At 71.8% G+C, this 22207-nt stretch carries 24 protein-coding genes and 1 pseudogene; 17 read left to right on the top strand and 8 right to left on the bottom strand.

Annotation, left to right across the window (positions count from 1 at the left end):
- Positions 1 to 31: 31 nt before the first annotated feature.
- Positions 32 to 679: a DedA family protein gene (locus KIK09_RS42025; RefSeq protein WP_214325080.1), complete on the top strand. Its 648-nt coding sequence runs from the start codon at positions 32 to 34 to the stop codon at positions 677 to 679.
- On the opposite strand, the gene KIK09_RS42020 is transcribed toward KIK09_RS42025, so the two are convergent.
- Both KIK09_RS42020 and KIK09_RS42015 read right to left on the bottom strand, forming a co-directional pair.
- A complete protein-coding gene (locus KIK09_RS42020) occupies positions 623 to 1363 on the bottom strand; it encodes a GntR family transcriptional regulator (RefSeq protein ID WP_214325079.1) in 741 nt (246 codons plus the stop codon). The two genes, KIK09_RS42025 and KIK09_RS42020, sit on opposite strands and share 57 nt — an antisense overlap.
- Before the next feature lie 245 nt (positions 1364 to 1608).
- Positions 1609 to 2295, bottom strand: coding sequence for an HAD family hydrolase (locus tag KIK09_RS42015; protein WP_214325078.1), 687 nt, complete (start codon positions 2293 to 2295; stop codon positions 1609 to 1611).
- Between the two features lie 148 nt (positions 2296 to 2443).
- On the opposite strand from KIK09_RS42015, the gene KIK09_RS42010 reads away from it, so the two are divergent.
- Together KIK09_RS42010 and KIK09_RS42005 are read left to right on the top strand one after the other, a co-directional pair.
- Complete coding sequence (locus KIK09_RS42010; protein ID WP_214325077.1) at positions 2444 to 3214, top strand: Scr1 family TA system antitoxin-like transcriptional regulator; 771 nt, start codon at positions 2444 to 2446, stop codon at positions 3212 to 3214.
- 28 nt (positions 3215 to 3242) lie between these two features.
- On the top strand, positions 3243 to 4019 hold the full coding sequence (locus KIK09_RS42005; RefSeq protein WP_214325076.1) for an SAM-dependent methyltransferase: 777 nt from the start codon (positions 3243 to 3245) through the stop codon (positions 4017 to 4019).
- Here the strand turns inward: KIK09_RS42005 and KIK09_RS42000 are convergent.
- Positions 4016 to 4648: a GntR family transcriptional regulator gene (locus tag KIK09_RS42000; RefSeq protein WP_250574605.1), complete on the bottom strand. Its 633-nt coding sequence runs from the start codon at positions 4646 to 4648 to the stop codon at positions 4016 to 4018. The genes KIK09_RS42005 and KIK09_RS42000 overlap by 4 nt on opposite strands.
- An 18-nt stretch (positions 4649 to 4666) precedes the next feature.
- Here KIK09_RS42000 and KIK09_RS41995 point away from each other — a divergent pair, with 18 nt between their 5' ends.
- Together KIK09_RS41995 and KIK09_RS41990 are read left to right on the top strand one after the other, a co-directional pair.
- Complete coding sequence (locus tag KIK09_RS41995; protein WP_214325075.1) at positions 4667 to 5854, top strand: CaiB/BaiF CoA transferase family protein; 1188 nt, start codon at positions 4667 to 4669, stop codon at positions 5852 to 5854.
- Positions 5851 to 6651: an HpcH/HpaI aldolase/citrate lyase family protein gene (locus KIK09_RS41990; protein ID WP_214325074.1), complete on the top strand. Its 801-nt coding sequence runs from the start codon at positions 5851 to 5853 to the stop codon at positions 6649 to 6651. Before KIK09_RS41995 ends, KIK09_RS41990 begins: the two co-directional genes overlap by 4 nt.
- Here KIK09_RS41990 and KIK09_RS41985 read toward each other — a convergent pair.
- Entirely contained in the window at positions 6631 to 7650 is a 1020-nt protein-coding gene (locus KIK09_RS41985) for a sialidase family protein (protein WP_214325073.1), read from the bottom strand. The two genes, KIK09_RS41990 and KIK09_RS41985, sit on opposite strands and share 21 nt — an antisense overlap.
- A 28-nt stretch (positions 7651 to 7678) precedes the next feature.
- Positions 7679 to 8311, bottom strand: coding sequence for a TetR/AcrR family transcriptional regulator (locus KIK09_RS41980; RefSeq protein WP_250574604.1), 633 nt, complete (start codon positions 8309 to 8311; stop codon positions 7679 to 7681).
- A 119-nt stretch (positions 8312 to 8430) separates the two neighbouring features.
- Between KIK09_RS41980 and KIK09_RS41975 the strand changes: the two genes are divergently transcribed.
- The 4 genes from KIK09_RS41975 (at position 8431) to KIK09_RS41960 (ending at position 12931) form a co-directional block, all read left to right on the top strand.
- A complete protein-coding gene (locus KIK09_RS41975; protein WP_214325072.1) occupies positions 8431 to 9420 on the top strand; it encodes a sugar ABC transporter substrate-binding protein in 990 nt (329 codons plus the stop codon).
- 52 nt (positions 9421 to 9472) lie between these two features.
- Entirely contained in the window at positions 9473 to 10507 is a 1035-nt protein-coding gene (locus KIK09_RS41970) for an ABC transporter permease (RefSeq protein WP_214325071.1), read from the top strand.
- Positions 10504 to 11259 (top strand): ATP-binding cassette domain-containing protein, encoded by a 756-nt coding sequence (locus KIK09_RS41965; RefSeq protein ID WP_214325070.1) that lies wholly within the window; start codon positions 10504 to 10506, stop codon positions 11257 to 11259. The genes KIK09_RS41970 and KIK09_RS41965 overlap by 4 nt, the downstream gene beginning before the upstream one ends.
- Before the next feature lie 529 nt (positions 11260 to 11788).
- Positions 11789 to 12931, top strand: a complete 1143-nt coding sequence (locus KIK09_RS41960) for a serine hydrolase domain-containing protein (protein WP_308164650.1) — start codon at positions 11789 to 11791, stop codon at positions 12929 to 12931.
- On the opposite strand, the gene KIK09_RS59640 is transcribed toward KIK09_RS41960, so the two are convergent.
- Positions 12925 to 13059, bottom strand: a complete 135-nt coding sequence (locus KIK09_RS59640) for a hypothetical protein (protein ID WP_275956456.1) — start codon at positions 13057 to 13059, stop codon at positions 12925 to 12927. The two genes, KIK09_RS41960 and KIK09_RS59640, sit on opposite strands and share 7 nt — an antisense overlap.
- A 183-nt stretch (positions 13060 to 13242) precedes the next feature.
- Between KIK09_RS59640 and KIK09_RS41955 the strand changes: the two genes are divergently transcribed.
- Both KIK09_RS41955 and KIK09_RS41950 read left to right on the top strand, forming a co-directional pair.
- Positions 13243 to 13833 (top strand): TetR/AcrR family transcriptional regulator, encoded by a 591-nt coding sequence (locus KIK09_RS41955; RefSeq protein WP_214325069.1) that lies wholly within the window; start codon positions 13243 to 13245, stop codon positions 13831 to 13833.
- 12 nt (positions 13834 to 13845) lie between these two features.
- On the top strand, positions 13846 to 14331 hold the full coding sequence (locus KIK09_RS41950; RefSeq protein WP_214325068.1) for a cupin domain-containing protein: 486 nt from the start codon (positions 13846 to 13848) through the stop codon (positions 14329 to 14331).
- A gap of 1 nt (position 14332) precedes the next feature.
- Here KIK09_RS41950 and KIK09_RS41945 read toward each other — a convergent pair whose 3' ends face one another.
- Positions 14333 to 14473 carry a hypothetical protein gene (locus tag KIK09_RS41945; RefSeq protein ID WP_214325067.1) on the bottom strand — a complete coding sequence of 47 codons (141 nt, stop codon included), beginning with the start codon at positions 14471 to 14473 and terminating at the stop codon, positions 14333 to 14335.
- A 349-nt stretch (positions 14474 to 14822) separates the two neighbouring features.
- Between KIK09_RS41945 and KIK09_RS41940 the strand changes: the two genes are divergently transcribed.
- The 4 genes from KIK09_RS41940 to KIK09_RS41925 are packed head-to-tail and all read left to right on the top strand — an operon-like array spanning position 14823 to position 19610.
- Complete coding sequence (locus KIK09_RS41940; protein ID WP_214325066.1) at positions 14823 to 16130, top strand: MFS transporter; 1308 nt, start codon at positions 14823 to 14825, stop codon at positions 16128 to 16130.
- On the top strand, positions 16127 to 17077 hold the full coding sequence (locus KIK09_RS41935; protein ID WP_214325065.1) for a hypothetical protein: 951 nt from the start codon (positions 16127 to 16129) through the stop codon (positions 17075 to 17077). Before KIK09_RS41940 ends, KIK09_RS41935 begins: the two co-directional genes overlap by 4 nt.
- On the top strand, positions 17074 to 18099 hold the full coding sequence (locus tag KIK09_RS41930; RefSeq protein WP_214325064.1) for a DUF917 domain-containing protein: 1026 nt from the start codon (positions 17074 to 17076) through the stop codon (positions 18097 to 18099). Before KIK09_RS41935 ends, KIK09_RS41930 begins: the two co-directional genes overlap by 4 nt.
- Positions 18096 to 19610 carry a PucR family transcriptional regulator gene (locus tag KIK09_RS41925; RefSeq protein WP_214325063.1) on the top strand — a complete coding sequence of 505 codons (1515 nt, stop codon included), beginning with the start codon at positions 18096 to 18098 and terminating at the stop codon, positions 19608 to 19610. The genes KIK09_RS41930 and KIK09_RS41925 overlap by 4 nt, the downstream gene beginning before the upstream one ends.
- On the opposite strand, the gene KIK09_RS41920 is transcribed toward KIK09_RS41925, so the two are convergent.
- A complete protein-coding gene (locus tag KIK09_RS41920; protein ID WP_214325062.1) occupies positions 19582 to 20061 on the bottom strand; it encodes an Lrp/AsnC family transcriptional regulator in 480 nt (159 codons plus the stop codon). The two genes, KIK09_RS41925 and KIK09_RS41920, sit on opposite strands and share 29 nt — an antisense overlap.
- Before the next feature lie 106 nt (positions 20062 to 20167).
- Between KIK09_RS41920 and KIK09_RS60780 the strand changes: the two are divergent.
- Both KIK09_RS60780 and KIK09_RS58465 read left to right on the top strand, forming a co-directional pair.
- Positions 20168 to 20767, top strand: a pseudogene (locus KIK09_RS60780) (MFS transporter); the annotation flags it as partial.
- A 459-nt stretch (positions 20768 to 21226) separates the two neighbouring features.
- Positions 21227 to 21781 (top strand): MFS transporter, encoded by a 555-nt coding sequence (locus KIK09_RS58465; RefSeq protein WP_250574603.1) that lies wholly within the window; start codon positions 21227 to 21229, stop codon positions 21779 to 21781.
- Positions 21782 to 22207 lie beyond the last annotated feature (426 nt).

Below are 22207 nucleotides of genomic sequence, written 5' to 3'. Positions count from 1 at the left end.
GGGGGGGGGGGGGCGTCGGTAGGCTGCGAGGGTGCATATCGAGGAGTGGCTGCAGGCGATCCCGCCCGGGTGGCTGTGCGCTCTGGTGGCGTTGGTGATCGGGCTCGAGAGCCTAGGCATTCCGCTGCCCGGTGAGATCGTGCTCGTCAGTGCCGCGCTGCTGTCCGCCAAGGGCGTGGTGAGCCCCGTCTGGGTGGGCGTGTGCGCGAGCGCGGGAGCCATCATCGGCGACTCGATCGGCTACATGATCGGCCGCAAGGGGGGCAAACCGCTGTTCGAGCGGCTCGGCAGGCGCTTCCCGAAACACTTCGGGCCCAAGCACATCGCCAAGGGCGAGCACTACTTCCACCGGTTCGGCGTGTGGGCGGTGTTCGTGGGCCGCTTCATCGCGCTGCTCCGGATCCTGGCGGGCCCGCTGGCGGGTGCGCTGCGCATGCCGTACTGGAAGTTCCTGGTCGCGAACGTCCTGGGCGGCATCGTGTGGGCGTGCGGCACCACGGCGGCGCTGTTCTACCTGGGGCAGGCCGCCGATCGGTGGCTGAAGGGCTTCTCGTGGGTGGGGCTGGCGGTGGCGGTGCTGTTCGGCATCGGCACCACCTGGTTCCTGAAGCGGCGCGCCGCCTCAGCGCTCGATGAGGGTGACCTCGAGGGAGTAGTGCGAGGCCCGGTAGACGTGTGAGCCGTGCTCGACGGCCCGGCCCTGGTCGTCGTAGGTGGTGCGGACCATCGTCAGCAGCGGCGCGCCCCGCCGCTCCTCCAGCAGCTTGGCCTCGGCGGGGGTGGCGGCGCGGGCGCCGATGCGCTGGTTGGCCACGCGCATGCGCACGCCCGCCCCGCGCAGCAGGTCGTACAGCCCGCGGCTCTCCAGGTCCTCGGCGGTGAAGGTGGCCAGGCCGATGGGCAGCCAGTTGTGCATGACCGCCAGCGGCTCCCCCGCGGCGAAGCGCAGCCGCTCCAGGTGCAGGATCTGGCTGCCGGTCTCGACACCCAGGATGGCGGCGATGTCCTCCTCGGCGGGACGCGGCTCCAGCGTCAGCACCTGGGTGGCCGGCTCCTGCCCGGTGCGGCGCAGGTCGTCGTAGAGGCTGGTCAGCTCGACCGAACGCTTGACCTGCCCGTGCACGACCTGGGTGCCGACGCCGCGCTTGCGCACGAGCAGTCCCTTGTCCACGAGATACTGGATCGCCTGCCGGATCGTCGGCCGCGACAGGCCGAGCTTGTCGGCGAGGAGGATCTCGTTGTCGAGCCGGGATCCCGGCGCCAGATCGCCTCGCCTGATCGCCTCGGCGATCTGCTCGGCCACCTGGAAGTAGAGCGGCACGGGGCTGGAGCGGTCCAGCTCGATCGCCAAGTTCGCGGTCATGCTGATCAGATTAACCGAGGTCAGAATGTCCTGACAAATATCTCGCACGACCTGATTGTCGGACCATACCGTACGGCAGGCCGCCCCACCGGCCGCCCGCCGTACTCCGGCTGAGGACCCGAGCCCGGCGCTTCCGGCGAGTCGGCGACAGTGCCCCGCCGCCACGACTCCGCTCTGAGCCAGGTCAGCGCGCTCAAAAGCGCGCTCAACAGCGGGCTCAAGGCGGGAGCCGGGGTTCGGTGATCTCACAAGCGGATGACCAAGGACAGCTCCGTGAGCGAGGTGATCCTGGGAAACCCGTCCGGCCCCGGCTGGGCCGCGTGCCGGTCGAGCCAGACCGCCCCCATCCCCACCGCGGCAGGCCCGAGGACGTCCTTGGCGATGTCGTCGCCCACCAGCACGACCTCCTCCGGCGCCAGCCCCAGCGCCTCGGCCGCCCCCGTGTAGGCACCGGGCGACGGCTTGTAGTGCCCGCCCAGCACCTCACCCGTCAGCACCGGCCCGACCAGCCCTTCCAGCCCGATGGCCCGGACCTTGGCCTCCTGCATCGTCTGCCCGCCGTTGGTCAGCACGCCGAGCCGCAGCCCCCGCACCGTGGCGACGCCCGCCGCGGCGTCGGGATAGGGCGCCCAGTTCCGCCGATAGTGCGCCGCGAAGGAGGCGAAGGCGGTGTCGAGGTCGCCGGGCACGTCGAGCCCGAACTCCCGGCAGAACGCAACGATCCGCCGCCGGCGCTGCTCCTGCCACGTGCACTCGCCCGCGTGCCAGGCCGCCAGATGCGGCTCCTCCAGCGCCTCCCACGAGGCGGCGGCCTCGGCGAGCCGCGGATGGCCGGGCGCGCGCGCCTCCAGCCAGGCCGTGATCGCCGCGTTGGCGGCGGCGCGGTGGTCGAGCAGGGTTCCGTCGAGGTCGAAAAGGAGGCCTTTGTACACCCCAACAGTCTGGCGGCTGCTCCACCGGGACCAGTGCCCGCCCCTGCGAGGCACGGGTTTCCGGTGTATGCATTCACTCAAGGTGGCAATAGCGCAGCAACCCCGCAATGATGGCATCCTCCTGGAAACTACGCATCTGGATGGCTGTATGCATGCTGTGGGGGAGCGGCTGGCGGCACTGCGCCGGACGGCGGGCCTGTCCGTCAGGGCGGCCGCGAGCGCCGCGGAGGTGAACCTGTCGACGATCTATCGCATCGAGCACGGCCTGGTCGCGCCGCGCGAGGCCACCGTCCGCATCCTGCTGGCCAGGTACGGCGTGCCGGACGCGACGCCGCTGCTGCGGCTCCTGCGCGGCGAGCGCGCCCCGGACTGGTACGACGCCCCCGACGTCCCGCTCCACCTCGTCGAGGAACTCGCCCTGGAGCAGCAGGCCCAGGTCCTCTACACCTACGGCACGCACTACGTCCCCCCGTGGCTGCAGACCCCCGCCTACACCGCCGCCGTGCACCCCGGCGCGCAGGCCCTCACCCAGCGCAGGCAGGAGGAGCTGGACGGCAGGCACCTGTGGGCCGTCCTCGACCACGCCGCCCTGGCCGACCCGCCGCTGACCGGCGCCGACGACCGCCGCGAGCTGCTCGAGGCAATCCAGGCCGCGGCCAAGCAGCCGCACATCGCGATCCAGATCGCCCGCCCCAGCGCGCGGACCGGCCTGCTGCACGCCGGCCCGCCGTTCACGCTGCTGCGCTTCCCCGAGCGGGACCGGCCCGACGAGCTCGTCCTGCACCTGCCCACCGGCCCCGTCCTGGTGGCGGATCCCGGCCAGGTGGAGGCGCACCACCTGGTGTTCGCCCGGCTCAGTCTGGCGGCCTTCCGCGTCAAGGAGACCTTCGACGTGGTGAACGCGATCCGCGAGACATGACGCTCCCGGATCCGTCAGGATGCCGCATGTGGAGTTGGACCGGGTCAGCCAGGCGCGCATCTACGACGCCGCCCAGGGCGGCAAGCAGAACTTCAGCGCAGACCGCGAGGCGCTGCGGCTGAGCGAGGAGATCAGCACCGACGCAGGCAACGCGCTCGTCGCCCACCACCAGCACGTCCACCGCGTGGTCCGCCACCTGGCGCTGGCGGGTCTCGACCAGTTCGTCCTGTACGGCACGGGCCTGCCCAGCACGGGCCTGGCCCACGAGAGCATCCACAAGGCCTGCCCGACGGCGCGCGTGGTCTACGCCGAGCAGGACACGTTCATGCTCGCCCACGCCGAGGCGATCGCCGGCCGTACCAGCGACCTGGTCAGGATCGTCTCCTGCGACCTGGCCGCCCCTGCGGACCTGCTCGACGACCCGCTGGTGCGCACGTTCGTGGACTGGCGGGAGCCGGTCGTGGTCGGCCTGCTGGCCGTGCACGAGATCCCGGCGGACGACGCGGGGCAGCTCGCGCGGCTGCGCGCCGCCATGGCGCCGGGCAGCCACCTGTGGATCACCGCGCTCAGCCTGGACGGGTACGGGCCCGCCGTGCGCGAGGAGGTGCTGCGCAGCCACGAGTCGTTCGGCTTCACGATCCACTTCCGCGGCTCCGGCCAGGTGGAGGCGCTCTTCGACGGCCTGGACCTGCTGGAGCCCGGGCTGGTGTGGGCGCCGCGGTGGCGCCCGGACGGCACCGAGGTGGCCATCGCCCCGGAACGCTCCGCGTGGCTGTGCGGGGTGGGCCGCCTCGCCACCGGCTAGGCGGTGTGGCGGGTGGTGCCGGCCTGCCGTACGTGGGAGATCATGATCTGCTCGGCCTCGGCGCCGTCACCTGCCTGCAGCGCGGCGAGGATGCGCTCGTGCGCGTCGAGCTGGCGGCGCGCCCGCTCGGGATCGAGCCAGAGCGAGGCCGAGGCCGGCACGGGGAAGCTGTTGCGCACCGCGCGGGCGTGCTGGCCGAGGAAGGCGGGCCCGCCGATGTCGGCGATGGCCAGGTGGAAGTCGCGGGACTTGTCGCCCAGGCCCTCGAGGGCGCCCTCGGCCAGGTCCGCGGCCATCGACGCGTGTAGCGAGCGCAGCGAGTCGAGCTGCGCGGGAGTGATGCGGGAGGCGGCGAGCCTGGCGCCGAGGCCCTCGACGACCGCCCGCACGCCGTAGAACTCCTCCAGGGCCTCGGGCCCGAGGTCGACGACCGTGGCGCCGTGGTGCGGCTCGTAGCTGATCAGCCGGTCCTTCTCCAGCCGCCGCAGCGCCTCCCGCACGGGCGTGATGGAGACCCCGAGCCGGGAGGCCACGGCGGAGGCGCGCAGGGCGGTGCCGCCGGGGATGCGCGCGGTGCGGATCTCCTCCAGCAGGACGCTGTAGACGTAGTCCGCCTTACTCAGCCACATCTTATAAGTTATAGCACTATGACGAGTTTGGCGGGCCTGACGGTGATCGACGCCGCGACGCTGTTCGCGGGTCCATCTGCCGCGATGATGCTGGGCGACTTCGGCGCCGACGTGATCAAGATCGAGCACCCGCGCAGGGGCGACCCCTCGCGCGGGCACGGCGCCGCGGTCGACGGCGTGGGCCTGTGGTGGAAGACGCTGTCGCGCAACAAGCGGGCCGTGGCGCTCGACCTGTCGCAGGAGCAGGGGCAGGACATCCTGCGCCGGCTGGCCGCACGCTCCGACGTGCTGATCGAGAACTTCCGCCCCGGCACGCTGGAACGCTGGGGCCTGGACCCGCGGGACCTGCTGGAGCTGAACCCGCGGCTGATCGTGGCGCGGATGACCGGGTTCGGGCAGTTCGGGCCGATGGCCAGGCAGCCGGGGTTCGGCACGCTGGCCGAGGCGATGAGCGGGTTCGCCGCGATGACCGGCCAGCCCGACGGCCCGCCCACGCTGCCGCCGCTGGCGCTGGCCGACGGCATTGCCGGGCTGGCCATGGCCTACGCCGTCATGGTCGCCCTGCACGCCCGCGAGCGCACCGGCCGCGGCCAGGTGATCGACATGGCCATCATCGAGCCCATCCTGGGCCTGCTCGGCCCCCAGATGACCGCCTACCAGGCGCTCGGCGTGATCCCGCAGCGCACGGGCAACCGCTCAAGCAGCAACGCCCCGCGCAACACCTACCGCACCCGCGACGGCCGCTGGCTGGCGATCTCCACCAGCGCCCAGCCCGTCGCCGAGCGCGTGGTCACCCTGGTCGGCCGTCCCGACCTGGTCGAGCAGCCGTGGTTCGCCACCGGCGCGGGCCGGGTCGAGCACGTCGACGAGCTGGACGAGGCGGTGGCGAGCTGGATCGGCGAGCGTGACGCCGAGGAGGTGATCGCCGCCTTCGAGGAGGCCCAGGCCGCCATCGCCCCGATCTACAATGTAAAGGACATCGCCGCGGATCCGCAGTACACGGCGCTGAACACCTTCGTCGAACTCCCCGACGAAGAGCTCGGGCAGGTCACCATGCAGAACGTGCTGTTCCGCATGTCGGACACGCCGGGCGAGGTCCGCTGGCCGGGGCGCAGCCTCGGCCACGACACCGACGAGGTGCTCGACGGGCTCGGCCTGACGGCCGAGGAGATCGCCAAGCTGCGCGAGGCCGGGGTGATCGCATGACCATCCCCGTGACCTGGCTGTACGTGCCGGGCGACCGGCCCGAGCGCTTCGCCAAGGCGGCCGCCTCCGGCGCCGACGTGGTCATCATCGACCTGGAGGACGCCGTCGCCCCCGAGCGCAAGGACGAGGCGCTGGCCAACGCGCTGGCTTACCTGGCCGGCGAACCCGGCGCCCGCGTCCACGTGCGCGTCAACGACCTGGCCACCGCCCGCGGCCGCGCCGACCTGGCCGCGCTGGCAGGCGCGCCCGGCCTGGCCGGGATCAGGGTGCCCAAGGTCGAGTCGGTCCGCGTGCTCGACGCGGCGCCGATGCCGGTGCACGCGTTGCTCGAGTCGGCCGCCGGGATCGTCAACGCCGCCCAGATCGCCGCCCACCCCGCTGTGGCGGGCCTGGCGCTGGGCGAGCAGGACCTGGCCGCCGAGCTGTCGATCACCGACGGGCGGGCCGTGGACCACCTGCGGCTGCAGGTCGTGCTGGCCGCCGCCGCGGCCGGCCTGCCGCCCGTGGCGATGTCGGTCTATCCGAACGTCCGCGACGACGCGGGCCTGCTCGCCTCGTGTACGGCGGGCCGCGCGCTGGGCCTGTTCGGCAGGACCGCCATCCATCCCCGCCAGGTCCCGGTCATCCGGCAGGCCTTTCGCCCCACGGACGAGGAGGCCGCCCGCGCGCTGGAGATCGTCCAGGCCGCCGAGGAGTCGGGTCAGGCGGCCTTCGCGCTGGCGGACGGCCGTTTCGTGGACGCGCCGGTGCTGGCCAGGGCCCGTCGTACCGTGGATCTACACCGGCAGCTCGGCTAGCGGGATGCGTTCGAAGGCGATCTGCTCGTAGGGGGCGCGCTCGCCGGTCTCGTAGAGCAGGCCGAGCGTGTAGCCGTCCAGGCGGGCCAGGTCGGAGTAGGCGGCGGGCCGCTGCGAGACGGTGTGGACGGGCTTCCAGCTCTGGCCGGCGTCCCTGCTCGCGCGGATCGTCAGCTGCCTGCGCGCGGACGGATCGGCAGGGCCCGAGTACAGCAGCAGGTCGCTGTCCCAGGCGAGGACGCTGCCCTCGACGACCGGGCCGGCCAGGTCGGGCTGGGGCAGGAAGGGCCGCTCCAGGCTCTGGCCGCCGTCGGCGGAGTAGGCGTCGGCGCGTGTGCCCGGCAGCGGGGAGTCGGAGCGGGCGTTGAGGTAGACCCGGCCGTCGGGCAGCTCGGCGGCGGTGGACTCGTTGACGTTGGACGGGCCGTCGTCGACGTAGCCCAGGCGCCAGGTCGCGCCGCCGTCGTCGCTGAGCAGCGCGTGGCCGCCGTCGTGGTGGTCGGGCGGCACCGAGTGGTTGCCCGGCACCAGGATCCTGCCCCCGGTCAGCTGGACGGCGTGGCCCGGCGTGGTGGCGTACCAGCCCCAGGCCGGGTTCTTCACGCTCGCGGTGATCTCCCTGGGCGCCGACCAGGTCAGGCCGTCGTCGGCGCTGTCCTGGACGAACACCCGCCGCACGTCCAGGCCGCCGCGGATGCGCTTCTCGGTGGCGGTGGCCGCGTTGGTGCAGAACACCAGCACGATCCGGCCGTCGGCGGTGACGACGGGGGACGGGTTGCCCGCGGTGCCGCCGGCGGGCTCGGTGGCCGCCACCTCCAGCGGCCCCCACGTGGCGCCCAGGTCGGTGGAGCGCTTGAGCACCAGGTCGATGTGGCCGGTGTCGCCGGCCGAGTCGTGCCTGCCCTCGGCGAAGGCCAGCAGCGTCCCCGCGCGTGTCAGCACGAGCGCCGGGATGCGGAAGGTGTGGTAGCCGTCGGTGCCCGCTTGGAAGACAGTCATCGCGCCAGGCTAGGCAGGGCGGGTGAACTCAGGGTGTCCAGCGCGCCGCCAGTTCGCTCGCGTCCGGCGCGGGGCCGGGCAGGGGGCGGGTGTTGGGCGGCAGCCGCAGCCCGTCCAGGATCATCGCCAGGTGCCGGTGGCGGATCTGCATGGTCCGGTCGTGGTCGCCCAGCTTGACCGAGGCCAGTTCCTCGAAGATCAGCGAGATGTCGGCGGCGGAGACGTCGGCGCGCAGCACGCCCGCCTCGATCGTGCGCTCGTGCACGCGCGTGCCCAGTTCCTCGGCCCTGCGGGCGTCGGTGTAGAGCTCCGCGGTCGGCGTGAACGTGCCCGCCAGCGCGATCGTCAGCGAGCTGGTGTCGGCGTCGACCAGGTCGCGCATGAACGTGGCGAACGACTCCCACGGGTCGCCGTGGTCGGCCAGGGCCTTCTCCGCGCAGGCGATGTAGCGCTTGAGCCCGTCGCCGCACAGCTTCTGCAACAGCGCGTCCTTGCTGGCGTAGCGTCGGTAGAGGGCGCTGATGCCCACGCCTGCCCGCTCGGCCACGGCCGCGATGGGTGCGCCGGGGTCGGCGGTGAAGACCTCCCTGGCCGCCTCGAGGATCAGTTCGTCGTTGCGGGCGGCCTGAGCCTTGCGGCCGCTCATGGGTGCGGTAGTCATGATCCCAGTATAAGGGAACGAATAATTCCGTTCTAGTGGGGACTTGGTCCTCATGTCTATACAAAGTGATGACATTGATGTAGAACCAGGCACAAGCTCGTAGGTCACGGAGGTGCTGGATGAAACGAACCTCGATTGCGCTGGTCCTGCTCGGGGCGCTCGCCCTGGGCGGATGCTCCTCCTCGGGAGGCGGCGGCGCAAGCGCCAGCCAGCCGGCCTCGGCCGGCTCCGCACCAGCGGCAGGCGGCTCGAGTGCCACCTTCGCCGTCATCACGCACGGCGGACCGGGCGACTCGTTCTGGGACGTGGTCAAGAACGGCGCCGAGGCGGCAGGCAAGCAGTACGGCGTCAAGGTCACCTACCAGGGCGACGGCGACCCCGGCAAGCAGTCGCAGCTCATCGACCAGGCCGTGTCGGAGAAGGTCGACGGCATCGTGGTCTCGATGGCCAACCCCGACGCGCTGAAGGAGGCCATCGGCAAGGCGGTCGCCGCCAAGATCCCGGTGATCACCATCAACTCCGGCCTCGACAAGTCCAAGGAGTTCGGCGCCATCACCCACGTCGGCCAGTCCGAGGACGTGGCCGGGCGCGGCGCGGGCGAGCAGCTCAAGGCCGCCGGCGTCACCAAGCTGCTGTGCGTCATCCACGAGGCCGGCAACGTCGGGCTCGACCAGCGCTGCAAGGGCGCCCAGGACACGCTCGGCGGCACGGTCGAGCGCCTGCAGGTCGACGTCAGCAACCTGGCCGACGTCAGCTCCAAGGTGACGGCCAAGCTGCAGTCCGACAAGTCCATCAACGGCGTGCTGGCGCTCAACCCGGCGGTGGCCATCGCCGCTCGCGACGCCATCAAGGACGCCGGTTCGCAGGCCAAGCTCGCCACCTTCGACCTGTCCGGCGACGTGGTAACGGCCATCAAGGCCGGCGAGATCCTGTTCGCCGTCGACCAGCAGCAGTACCTGCAGGGCTATCTGCCGATCACGTTCCTGCTGCTGTACAAGAACAACCTCAACACCGTCGGCGGCGGGCTGCCCGTCAACACCGGCCCCGGCTTCGTGACCAAGGACAACGCCGAGCAGGTCGCCAAGCTGGCAGAGGCGGGCACCCGATGACCGGCATTCGAGCAGGCCGGCTGCGTCAGGGCCTGGCAGAAGCGGGCACCAGATGACCACGGCGACGGCCGACGAGCGTCTGGCGAGGGTCGGGCTGCTGCGGCGGCTGCTGATCCGGCCCGAGCTGGGCGCGGTCGTCGGCGCGGTCGTGGTGTTCGGCTTCTTCGCCAGTCAGTCGGAGGTGTTCCGCTCGCCCAGCGGCATCGCCAACTGGCTGGACCCGGCGGCCACGCTCGGCATCATGGCGGTGGCCATCGCGCTGCTGATGATCGGCGGCGAGTTCGACCTGTCGGCCGGCGTGATGACCGGCACCACCGGGCTGATCCTGGTGACGCTGGCCACCCGCTACGGCTTCAACGTCTGGCTGGCCATGCTGGTCGGCCTGGCCGTGGCGCTGGCCGTCGGCTACGCCAACGGGCTGATGGTGACCAGGACCAGGCTGCCCAGCTTCATCGTCACGCTGGGCACCTTCCTGATGCTGCAGGGCATCAACCTGGGCGTGACCAAGGCGCTGACCGGCACCGTGCAGGTCAGCGGCCTGGCCAGGGCCTCGGGCTTCGACAGCGCGCGGGCGCTGCTCGCGGGCACGATCGAGATCGGCGGCACCTCCTACCGGGTGGCGATCCTGTGGTGGCTGGCGGTCACCGCGGTGGCCACCTGGGTGCTGATGCGCTCCAGGGCCGGCAACTGGATCTTCGCCGTGGGCGGCAACGAGCAGGCCGCGCGGGCGGTGGGGGTGCCTGCCGGCCGTACGAAGATCGCGCTGTTCATGACGACGGCGGGTGCGGCGTGGCTGGTCGGGTCGATCCTGGCGCTGCGCTACACCTCGGTCCAGGCCAACATCGGCATCGGGCAGGAGTTCATCTACATCATCGCGGCCGTGATCGGCGGCTGCCTGCTCACCGGCGGGTACGGCTCGGCCATCGGGGCGGCCATCGGCGCGGTGATCTTCGGGATGGCCGACAAGGGCATCGTGTTCCTCGGCTGGGACGCCGACTGGTTCAAGTTCTTCCTTGGCGCCATGCTGCTGCTGGCGACCCTGACCAACCGCCTGGTCAGGCGGTATGCCGAGGAGGTGAAGCATTGATCATCGAGACCCGGTCGATCGGCAAGACCTTCGGTTCGGTGCTGGCCCTGCGCGAGGTGTCGATGGGCGTGGAGGCCGGCCAGGTGACCTGCGTCCTGGGCGACAACGGCGCGGGCAAGTCCACGCTCATCAAGATCCTGTCCGGGGTGCACCAGCACGACACGGGCGCCTTCCTGGTCGACGGCGCCGAGGTGCGCTTCGGCAGCCCGCGCGAGGCGCTCGACCGCGGCATCGCCACCGTCTACCAGGACCTGGCCATGATCCCGCTGATGTCGGTCTGGCGGAACTTCTTCCTCGGCTCGGAGCCGCGCAAAGGGCTGGCCTTCGACGTCGCGAAGGCGCGCAGGGTGGCCCGCGAGGAGCTGCACGCGATGGGCATCGACATCCGCGACGTTGACCAGCCCGTCGGCACGCTGTCGGGCGGTGAACGCCAGTCGGTGGCCATCGCCCGCGCCGTCCACTTCGGCGCCCGGGTGCTCATCCTGGACGAGCCCACCTCGGCGCTGGGCGTCAAGCAGGCCGGGGTGGTGCTGCGCTACATCGCCAGGGCCCGCGACCGCGGCCTCGGAGTGGTCTTCATCACCCACAACCCGCACCACGCCTACCCGGTGGGCGACAGGTTCCTGCTGCTCAACAGGGGCACCAGCCTCGGCGAGTACGGCAAGGCGGACATCACCCGCGAGGAGCTGACCGCGCTCATGGCCGGCGGGGCCGAGTTGGAGGAACTGTCGCACGAGCTCAACCGGGAATGAAATCTACAATGTAAAGGCGCCTGGTGGGGACGGGCGACTGAACGCGTCCGGCCCCGCGGACCTCTTCCAGCGCCGGCGTGGGGGCCAGCGCTTCTTGGTGCGGCACCAGGTCAGCCAGGGGGCAACGGCGCCGCGCTCACGCTGCCCGCCGGACGAGACCGGGGTCCGGCGCGATGTACCGGATGACGTTCCGGAGTCGCGCAGTGGGCGGATCGCCTGCTCGGTGATCGCTCATGTACGTGATAAGTCAGCACGGGCAACGGCCCGGTATCGCAGCGCTTGGCGATGGTGCATGCCATGTCTATGACGCCATTTTGGCGCCATGGTGCCGCTATGACCCTTGCGATGGCGCCATCTTGATGTCATTCTGACGTCAACTGATCGCGAGATGAGGAGTGGCCATGAGTGGATCCCTCCATGCCGCCAAGAACACCAGGGCCTGGACGCCGCGGGCCTTCAGGCCGGTGGCGGTCACGGCGCTGGTGGCCGCGCTGCTGGCCGGGGCGGCCACGCCCGGGCCAGCAGCGTCGTGCCGAAGGCCGCTGTCGGTCAGGATCGCCCGGAGCTGCAGAAGGTCATGCAGGAGTTCGTCGATGCCGGCTTCGCCGGGATGCAGATGCGCGTGCACGATCAGCGGGGCGACTGGGTCGGCAGCGCCGGGGTGCGCAAGCTGGGCCATAGCGCCAGGCCGCCGACGAACGGGCGGTTCTGGATCGGCAGCACCACCAAGACCTTCACCGCGACCCTGGTGCTGCAGCTGGTGGCCGAGGGCAGGATCGGGCTGGACGAACCCGTGGCCGACCACCTGCCCGAGCTCGGGCTTGACCGGCGGATCACCGTGCGGATGATGCTGCAGCACACCAGCGGGTTGTTCAACTACACCGGCGATTACAACCCCGATGGGACGTACGTGCCGGGGATCCCCGCCACAGGCAACGAGTGGCTGGACAACCGGTTCCACACCTACCAGCCCGAGGAGCTGGTACGGCTGGCGCTGTCCAAACCGGCGAAGTTCGAGCCGGGCACGGGCTGGAGCTACGCCAACACCAACTACACGCTGGCCAGGCTGCTGATCGAGAAGGTCACCGGCCGCTCGTACGCCGAGGAGATGCAGCGGCGGATCCTGCGGCCGCTCGGGATGCGGGGCACCATGGTGCCGGGCAACCGGACGCAGCTGCCCGGGCCGCACGCCCACGGCTACTACCGCTATCAGGACGCCGGCCAATGGAAGGTGGTCGACATCACCCGCCAGAACCTGTCCCTGCTGGCCGGCGTTGGTGACATGATCTCGACCACCGAGGATCTCCAGACGTTCATCTCCGCGCTGATGGGCGGCAAGCTCCTGCCTGCCCCGCTGCTGGCCGAGATGCGCAAGCCGGACCCGAGGAGCGACAGCATCTTCGGTCGCTACGGCCTCGGGCTGTTCGTGCAGGACCTGGGCCCGGACTGCGGCATCGTCCTCAACCACAACGGCAGCCCCCCGCACGGCTTCGGGGCGGCGATGTACAGCTCACCCGACGGCAGCAAGACCCTGACCGCCTCGGTGAACTATGTGGACCACGCCGCAAGGTCCCTGGGAAAGGAGCTCCCGAAGTTGCAGGACAAGCTCGTCAAAGAGGTGTTCTGCGGAGGGCAGGCCGGGGCCGCTGAGGAAGCCGAGCCGACTCAGTAGACGGGGCCGAACACCTTGGACCCGTACACCTCGAAGGTGGACCCCTCGCGGTCGTGCATCAGCAAGAGCACGAACCGGGCCACACAGAGCTCGCGGTCGTGCCGCAGGAAGAACACGAACCGGGCCACGCGAAGCTCGCGGCCATGGTGCGTAGCCCAAGCGGCCGACGCGCCGACACACCGGCACGCGGACGGCGCATCGATTTCACCCGTAAGAGAACCGGTCAGGTCGAGGCGGGTCCCCATCGGAACGGGCTCCAGGTATGTGCTAGCTTAATTTCGAAACACGTGTTTCGAAATTGGGAGGCTCCGGTGCGAGGCAGGCCGCGCGACGCCGGGGTGGACGAGCGCGTGCTGCGTGAGGCCGCCCTGATGCTGCTGGCCGAGGGGTACGGCGGGCTGTCGTGCGAGGCCGTGGCCGAGCGCGCGGGCGTGGCCAAGACCACGCTGTACCGGCGCTGGCCGACCAAGGACCACCTGGCCGTGGCCGTGGTGGCCCGCCTGCAGGACGGCGACCTGATCGGCGAGACCGGCGACATCCGGCGCGACCTGACCGACTACATGGAACAGATCGCGGCCGGGCTGAACCGGATGCGGCTGGCAGGCCGTACCGACGACGACCCCTGGTATCCGGGGGCGGCGGCCGAGCTGGTCGGGGCGTCGGGCAGGCACCGTGACATCGCCCGGCTGCGCCGACAGGTCTACGCCCGGCGCAACGAGCTGGCCGTGGGCCTGATCGAGCGCGCGGTGGCCAGGGGCGACCTGCCCGCCGGCCTCGACGCGCACACCCTGCTCGAACAGCTGGCCGGCGCGCTGTACTACCGCGTGCTGATCACCGGAGACCCCGTGGACAGGTCCTACGCCGAGAAGCTGGTCGCCTCGGCGCTGGCGCACATCATCTAAGGAGCCGACTCCATGTCGATCGTGGACCCCAAGGCGGCGGTCATCCGCCTGCCCGATGCCGAAGTGCTGCAGGGCCCGGCCAACACCGGCAGGCTGCTGCTCGACTCCAGCTCGACCGGCGGCGCGCTGAGCGCGGTGCGGATGACGCTGGCCGAGGGCGCCAACGGCGCGGTGCCCCACCGCCACACCACCGCCAGTGAGCTGTTCTTCCTGGTCGACGGCTCGCTGCAGGTGCTGGCCGGTGAGGACGTGCTCACGCTGGAGGCGGGTGACCTGGCGGTGGTGCCGCCGAACATGGACCATGCCTTCGCCGCGGCGCCCGGTGCCCCCGCCGACCTGCTGATCGTGGTAACGCCCGGCATCGAGCGCTTCGACTACTTCCGGCTGCTCGCCCGGCTGCAGAAGGGCGAGGCGAGCCTGGAGGAGCTGCTGGAGTCGCAGGAGCGCTTCGACAACCACTTCGTCGACTCGCCGACCTGGACCAAGGCGCGCGCCTGACTCACCTCTGCCGGCCCGTCAGGTCCAGCGAGACGTACGGCCTGCCGGGCATCGGCACACCCCCGCCGGCCTCGGGCTGGCGGGGGAGCTGGTAGGCGGGTTCGTCGTGGTGCCCGGCCGCGCGGGCTGAGTCGCGGGCCAAAGCCGCGCCTCCGCCCGGCCGGGCGGAGGCCGGTCCCACGTAGTCAGGCAGGGCGTAGGCAGCGGGCGTGTCACCGGCGCTGAGCCGGGCCGCCCTCCGCCCCCCGCCCGCCGGTAGCTGGCGATGGTGAGGGGGCTTCGGGCGTGAGAGATGTGGTCTCACCGCGCATCAATTGATCTACATTGTAAAGGCGCTCGGTCTTTTGACTATCAGTGAGCCTCGCTTACCCTGAGCGATGAGGGCAACCTGCACAAACTCGGCAAGGAGGGCAGGGCGCCGGGCACAGGGGATCCGGGAGGGGGCGACCTATGGTGCGGCAATATCTCGCACCCCCCTCCGAGGAGGTCCCATGACCGCCGTCGAAGCCCGCAAGCTCCCCATCGGGGCGGCGTTCGACCGGATGCCCTTCACCCGCCGGCACGTGCTCATCGCGCTGGCGTTGTTCATCGCGTTCGTCATCGAGTCGTGGGAGCAGCTCGCGCTCATCTACGTCTCCGGCGACCTGGGCGGCGCCTTCGGCATCGACGAGGCCGGGATCGGCGTGGTGCTGTCGGCCGTGGCCTTCGGCATGATCCCCGGCGTGCTGGTGTGGGGCCCGGTGGCCGACCGCATCGGGCGCAAGCCCGCGAGCTTCTGGTCGCTGCTGGCCTACGGGGTGATCGCGTTCGCCTCGGCGTTCTCGCCGAACATGGCCACGCTGGTGACGTTGCGGGTGCTGTCGGGGCTGGCGCTGGCCGGGATCTACACGATCACCTTCCCGTACTTCCTGGAGCTGCTGCCGACCAGGCAGCGCGGCAAGGCCGCCGTCTACCTGTCGATCGGCTGGCCGATCGGGATGCTGGCCGCCATCGCGGCCTCGGTGCTGCTCGGCGGGCTCGGCTGGCACGTGGTGGTCCTGGCCAGCGCCGCCGCCGGGCTGTGGGCGTTCGCGATCAAGGCGTGGGTGCCTGAGTCGCCGTACTGGCTGGTGGCGCGTGACCGGCAGGACGAGGCGAGGGCGGTGCTGCGGGAGCTGGGCAGCCAGGACGCCGAGGCGAGGTTCACGATCGCGCACGAGCGGGTGGGTAACCCGCTGGACCTGTTCCGCGGCAGGCTCGCCAAGATCACGATTGTGATGCTGGCGCTGAACTTCGTCTTCAACTGGGGTTACTGGGGGCTGCAGACCTGGCTGCCGACGCTGCTGCAGCAGAAGGGGCTTTCGCTGTCGGCCTCTCTGGGCTTCGCGGCGCTGAGCGCGCTGATGATGATCCCCGGTTACGTGTCGGCGTCGCTGCTGACTGCCCGGTTCGGGCGTAAGAAGGTGTTCCTGGTCTTCGTGGTGGCGGCGGTGCTCGGCGGGCTGTGGTTCGCCACGGCGGGCTCGACCTGGCAGCTGTACGCGGGCAACTTCGTGCTGTCGTTCTTCAGCCTGGGCGCCTGGGGTGTGTGGAACACCTGGAACGGCGAGTTCTACCCGACCGCGCTGCGCGGCACCGGCTACTCGTGGGCGACGGCGTCGCAGCTGGTCGCCACGACGGTCGCGCCGTCGGCGGTGGGGGCGCTGCTGGCGCACGCCACCGGCTTCACCACCACGATGCTGGTCATCAACGCGTTCATGGTGGCCACGGCGCTGCTGGCGATGCCGCTGCCGGAGACGGAAGGGCGCGAGCTGGAGTGATCCTGGGCCTGGCCTACGGTGGGCCGTCGCCGGTGGTGGCGGCCGTCCGCGCGGGAGTCCTGCTGCGCAGCCGGCAAGGTTCTGCCGGTACGGCGGGCGGCGCGTTCGGCGTGCCGGGGCGGGAATGGCGTACGGCCAGGGCGGCGTGCGCGGCGGTGGACCTGGAGCAGGCGCCGCGGGCGCGGGTGGCGGTGATCAGGATCGGCGGGCCGTGCCCGCCTGCGTTGGGCCCGCCGGGCGGGTTCGGGGTGGCGACGATCGTGCGGGGCGGGCACAGCCTGACGGGTCGCCAGCTGGCGCCGCTGGACACCGAGGCGGTGCGGAGCTTCGCCGCCGGGTGTGGTCTGTCGCGGTTCGCGGTGACGGCGGTGGGTTCGCCGGTGACCTCCGATCACGAGCTGGCCGCGGCGGAGGTGATCGCCGCGGCGGTGCCCGGTGCGCGGATCACGTTGTCGTATGAGTTCTCGCGGGCGGGGTTGCGGGAGCGGGAGGACTACGCGGTGCTGAACGCGGCGCTGGGTCCGGAGGCGGGGCGGCTGGCAGACGAGATCGAGCGTGAGCTGCCGGGGCTGCCGCTGTATTTCGCGCGGTCGGCGGGCGGGCTGGTGTCGGCGCACTATTTCCGGCGCTACCCGCTGGTCTGCTACCGGGGGCTGGCCGCGAGCGCGGCGCGGGGCGATGCGGCGCAGGGGCCGCTGGTGGCGGCGGCGCACGGTGCGGCGCTGGCCGGTCCGGCGGCGGACGTGGAGCGGATCGTGCAGGCGCGCGGGCGGGCCGAGCTGGACAGGGCGTTGCGGGAGGCGCGGGACGAGGCGCTGACGCGGGTGGTGAGCGCAGGGGCGGTGCCGGGGTCTGCGCACATCTCGTCCGCCACGGTCAATCCGCTGTCGTACCTGCCGGACGGGTTGTATCGGGTGCGGGTGACGGCCGGCGGGGCGACGCCGTGATCGACTCCTCGGCGCTGGTGGCGCTGGCCGCCGGTTCGCGGTTGTTCGCGACGGGGGCGGCCGAGGGGTCGTTCCGGCTGGCGGTGGACTGGGCGGGCGGGGTGATCGGCGAGGGGGTCGAGCTGGTGCGGGCCGAGGACCTGCCGCCCGGCACGCTGTGCGTGGCGATCTCGCTGGTGGGCTCGACCACGGCGCTGGGGGAGCAGCTGCCGGCGGGTGACGAGCCGGCGCGAGCCGTACAGGCTCTGGAGCGGTGGCTGGGGGAGCGGGTGGGCGCGGTCGTGGCGCTGAACCTGGCGGCGGAGAACGCGTTGCTGCCGCTGGTGGCCGCGGCGACGACCGGGGTGCCGCTGGTGGACGGTGATGGGACGGGGCGGGTGTTTCCGCTGGTGGAGCAGACGACGTACACGCTGGGCGGGGTGTCGGCGGCGCCGCTGGCGATGGCCGGGCCTTCGGGTGAGCTGGTGTTGCTGGAGACGGCGCCCGATCGGGTGGAGGATCTGGTGCGGCCGCTGGTGCTGTCGATGGGCGGGTGGGCGGCGGCGGCCTGCTATCCGATGGCGGCTGGGGATCTGGCGCGGGTGCAGGTGCCGGGGACGGTGAGCCGGCTGCTCGAGGCGGGTGTGCCGGGCGCGGATCGGTCGGTGGCCGCGCCGTACGGCGTGCGGCTGCTGTGCCGGGGGGAGATCACGGCGGTGGAGGGCAGCAGCGGGCACGGGCTGGAGGTGGCGCTGCCGTCGCTGCCGTCGAGCATCGTGGTGCGCGAGTCGGAGGGGCTGCGGCGGCTGGTGCGGCTGGAGGCGCACAACGAGATCGTGCTGGCGCTGGCCGACGGGGCTCCGGTGGCGATGGCGCCGGACCAGATCTGCATGATCTCGGCCGCTGACGGGGTGGTGGTGGACGTGGACAAGGCGGGGCCCGGCATGGAGGTCGAGGTCGTGGTGGTACGGGCGGCGCCGGTGTGGCACACCGCGCGGGGGCTGGCGCTGGGCGGGGTGCGGGCATTCGGGATCCTGCTGTGAGGGCGGCTGGGTGGGAGGCGCCGGTCACGGTGGCCGAACTGGTCAACGCGGGGCCGCTGGCGGGTGCCCGGATGTACGGGGCGGGCGAGGGCCCGGTGCATCAGGTGCGGATCGTGGACGAGTTGTCGGTGTTCGCCTCGGTGGCGCCGCACACGGCGGTGGTGCTGATCGGTGCGGCGGCCAGCGGCGGGTGGGCGGTGGAGATGGCGATGCGGCGGGCCTGGGAGCAGGCGGCGGCGTGCGTGATCGCTCCGGCCAGCGGGTTGAGCGAGGGGTCGGGGGAGGTGCTGGCCGAGCGGCTCGGCGTGACGTTGATCTTCGTGGAGGAGGATCCGCTGATCACCGCCGTTCGGGTGGCGTCGGCGGCCTCGCGGCCTGAGGGTGCGCGCACGCAGCTGGTGGCGCGGTGCGCGACGCGGCTGGCGGGTGCGGGTTCGTCGGCCCGGCATGTGCTGGGGGTGCTCAACGCGGAGCTGCCCGGGGTGTCGGTGGCCTTTCTCGATCCGTACGGCAGGCTGCTCGCGGGGCGGCAGGCCGCGGGGGAGGGGCGGGTGCTGGCGTCGGTGGAGGTGCCCGATCTGGACGGCGGGGTGCTGGGGCGGCTGGTGGCGAGCGGGGCGGCGCGGTCGTCCGGGTGGCCTTCGGTGGTGTCGGCGGTGCTGGGGCTGGCGGTGGCGCCGTTGACGGCGTGGGCGGCGGTGGAGCGGCTTTCCGCCTCGCGGGATTTCGCCAGGCAGGAGGCGGTGGCGCAGCGGCTGCTCGCTTCCTTTTCGCCTGTTGAGGGGGAGGCCGGTTCCCGGACGGGTGCTCCGGTATCGGCGGGTGCCTCGGTGCGGGCGGTTGTCGATGAGGACGTGGTGGTGGAGGCGGTGGCGCTGGGGTGGCCGGTGGAGGGGCCGGTGACCGGGTTCGTGGTGCGGCCGGTGGACGGTTCGGACGTGGTGCAGGCCCGGGCGGTGCTTGCCGCCACGGTGGGTGAGGTTCCCGTGGTACGGCGGCGCGAAGGGGTGGCCGGGTGGTCGGCGCTGGGGGCCGACGAGCTTGCCGTACGGCTGGAGCGGTGTGTGGCGACGCTGCCGTGGTCGGCGTCGGCGGGGGTGGGCACGACGGCGGGCGGGCTCGCGGGGCTGGGGGAGTCGTTGCTCGGGGCGGAGGCGGGCGCGCTGGTGGCGGGGTCGGGGTCGGTGGCGCGGGCGGACCGGATGGGGCCTGCCGAGCTGCTCGCGGCGTTGCCCGCGGGGGTGTTGCGGGCGCCGGCGACGGTCGTGCTGCGGCCGTTGCTGGCGGTCGACAAGGACGGGACGCTGCTGGAGACCCTGGTGGCCTACTTCGACGAGGGTGGGGCGCTGAAGGCGGCCGAGCGGCTGGGGGTGCATCGCAACACGGTCGCGACCCGGCTCGAGCGCATCAGGGCGGTGGGCTACGACCTCGACGATCCCGCCACCCGGCTGGCCCTGCACCTGGCGGGGCGGGTGCTGCGTGCTAGCGGGTCCAGCCCTCGGAGGCGGTGACCGTGCGGGCCTGCGGGTCCGGTGGCTGGACGGCGCGGTCCTGGTAGGGGGTGGACAGCACGATGTGGGTGTTCATCTCGCCGTGCGCGCCGATGCGTTCGAACAGGCCCTCCAGGTGTTCCATGGAGGCGGCGCGGATCTTGAGCATGGAGCACCAGTTGCCGCTGAGTTTGTGGATCTCGACGACCTCCGGCAGTTCCTCGGCGGTGGTGGTTTTGAGCAGGCAGCGGCCCATCGAGCAGCGCATCTGCACGAACGCGGTCAGCGGCAGGCCGACGCGCACGGGGTCGACCTGGGCGCGGTAGCCGGTGATGACGCCGCTCTCCTCCAGGCGTCGCACGCGTTCGGCGACGGCGGGGGAGGAGAGGTTGACCCGCTGGGCCAGCTTGTTGAACGACAGCCGCCCGTCGCGCTGCAGCTCCTCGACGATCCGCCAGTCCGTCTGGTCCATCTGCAAACCTTCCGCCGATTTTCTCTTGCCAATCGCTAAGCTCCAGGCCTCTTCTCCCTTCCTATACCCCTTCATTCGCGTGTGCTGGCTTTCTAGCGTTGAACCCATGCGAAGACGAACCACCGTGGCGCTGTGCACGGCCGTCGCGATGATCAATGCGGCGATGAGTGCGGCCAGCGCGACCAGCACGATCGTGGCGGGCGAGCAGCTGGGCGCCGGCTGGGGCGCCTTACCCAACACGGCGGGCATCGTCGGCAGCGGTCTGGGTGCTCTGGCGCTGTCTCGCCTGACGCACCACTGGGGCCGGGTCAACGCCCTGGTGGCCGCCTTCGCGACAGCCGTCCTGGGCTCCTGCGTGACCGTCGGCTCCGTCGCGGCGGCGTCATGGATCGGGCTGACCTCAGGGATGGCCCTGCTCGGAGTCGGCAACGCGGCAGCACTCCTGTCCCGCTACGCGGTGGCAGACCTCCATCCCCCGGAACGCAGGGGCCGCGCCATCGGCACGGTGGTCTGGTCAGCCGCCCTCGGCGCCGTAGCCGGTCCACTCCTCCTGGCCCCTTCCGGTCACGCCGTCACCCCCCTCGGCCTACCCCCGCTGACGGGCCCCTTCGCACTGGCCGCGATCACCTGCACCCTCGCCCTCATCGCAGGCCTGACCACCGCCCGACACCGCCCCTCCCGAGCACCACTCCCGTCGGCGACGTCGTCAGCGCGGCACAGCCTTGCGCGTCCGGCCACGGAGCTCCCGACTTCGCCGGCACGGCAGGGCCTTGCGCGCTCATCGAGCCCGGCCACGGAGTTCCCGAGGTCTTCGTCAGCGCGGCACAGCCTTGCGCAATCATCGAGCCCGGCCACGGAGTTCCCGAGGTCTTCGTCAGCGCGGCAGGGGCTTGCGCGGTCATCGAGTCCTCGTACGGAGCTCCCAGTCACGTGGCCCAGGCTCGCACGGCCATCGGGTCGGTCGGCGGGGTTCCACGCTGCGTGGCGAGGTTTCGCGCGGCTGTCGGGGCGGGCTGCGAGGCTGCTCGGCGCTTGGCTCGGGCTTGCGCGGACGTCGAGCCCGGTTGCGGGGTTCCCGGCGGCGCGGCACTGGTTCGCGCGGAGGTTGAACCCGGGAGACCCGACGGAGAGCGCCAGGAAAGTGCGGCCGGATGCAGGGATGTCGGTGCGGGGGTTGGTGGGGACGTCGGGGGCTCGGTCGGCGTTGGTGGTGATGGTGACGGCGCAGGTCGTGATGGTGGCCGTGATGACGGCGGCGCCGCTGGACATGCACCTGCACGGGCAGGGCATGGGAGCCGTCGGGGTGGTGCTGGCGGCGCACACGCTGGGCATGTTCGGGCTGTCCCCGCTGACGGGCAAGCTGGTGGATCGGTACGGTTCCGGGGTCGTGATGATCGCTGGGCTGGTGACGCTGGTGGTCGCCGTGGCGCTGGTTCCCGTGGCCCGGCTGGCGGGGCTGTTCCTCCTCGGGTACGGCTGGAACCTGGGTTTCGTCGGCGGCAGCGCCCGCCTGGCCAAGGACCTGCCCGAGCACCAACGCTCCCAGGTGGAGGGCACCGTCGACGGCGCCGTCTGGATGCTGGCCGCCGTGGCCAGCCTCGCCTCAACCCCGCTCCTCGCCCTCGGCGGCCCCATCACCCTGTCGATCATTGCCGCCGCCCTCACCCTCACCATCACAGCCACCCAATCCCGCCTCCTCACAAATCCCCGACACCGCTGACCTTCGGCTCCCCGCGTCCGTGGAGGACGCTCGACCGCCTTCGCCATCGTCGTCTGGAGTCGCCCCTTGATTTCTGGCCCCGGCCGACCGCGTTGCCGTGGGGGCATGAGCAGACACTTCTCCCCACGCCGGAGATTCCAGCGCAGGGAGAAGGGCGCCCCCGCCGCCGCCCCATCAGCCACCCACCACCTCCCTCGGCAATGGGTCGCTTCTCCGTGTCGAGCAACTGGCTCGGCTCCCCACGCCGAGCCGGTAACGAGGTCCCCCGCACCGGACGCCGAGCGCTGATCTCCAGCACTGAGCACATGACGCGGTCTCCCGCACCGAGCGCGTAGTGCCGCCGGTCATCGGCGCCGGGCGCTTGGCACTGGTCTCCCGCACCGAGCGCAGGACGCGGTCTGGCGCGTTGATCGCGTAGCGTCGGTC

Source organism: Nonomuraea sediminis, assembly GCF_018531495.1.
GTDB classification, from domain to species: Bacteria; Actinomycetota; Actinomycetes; order Streptosporangiales; family Streptosporangiaceae; genus Nonomuraea; species Nonomuraea sediminis.
Note: the sequence above shows the minus strand (reverse complement) of the source record. Positions and strands in the feature narration are given on the sequence as shown.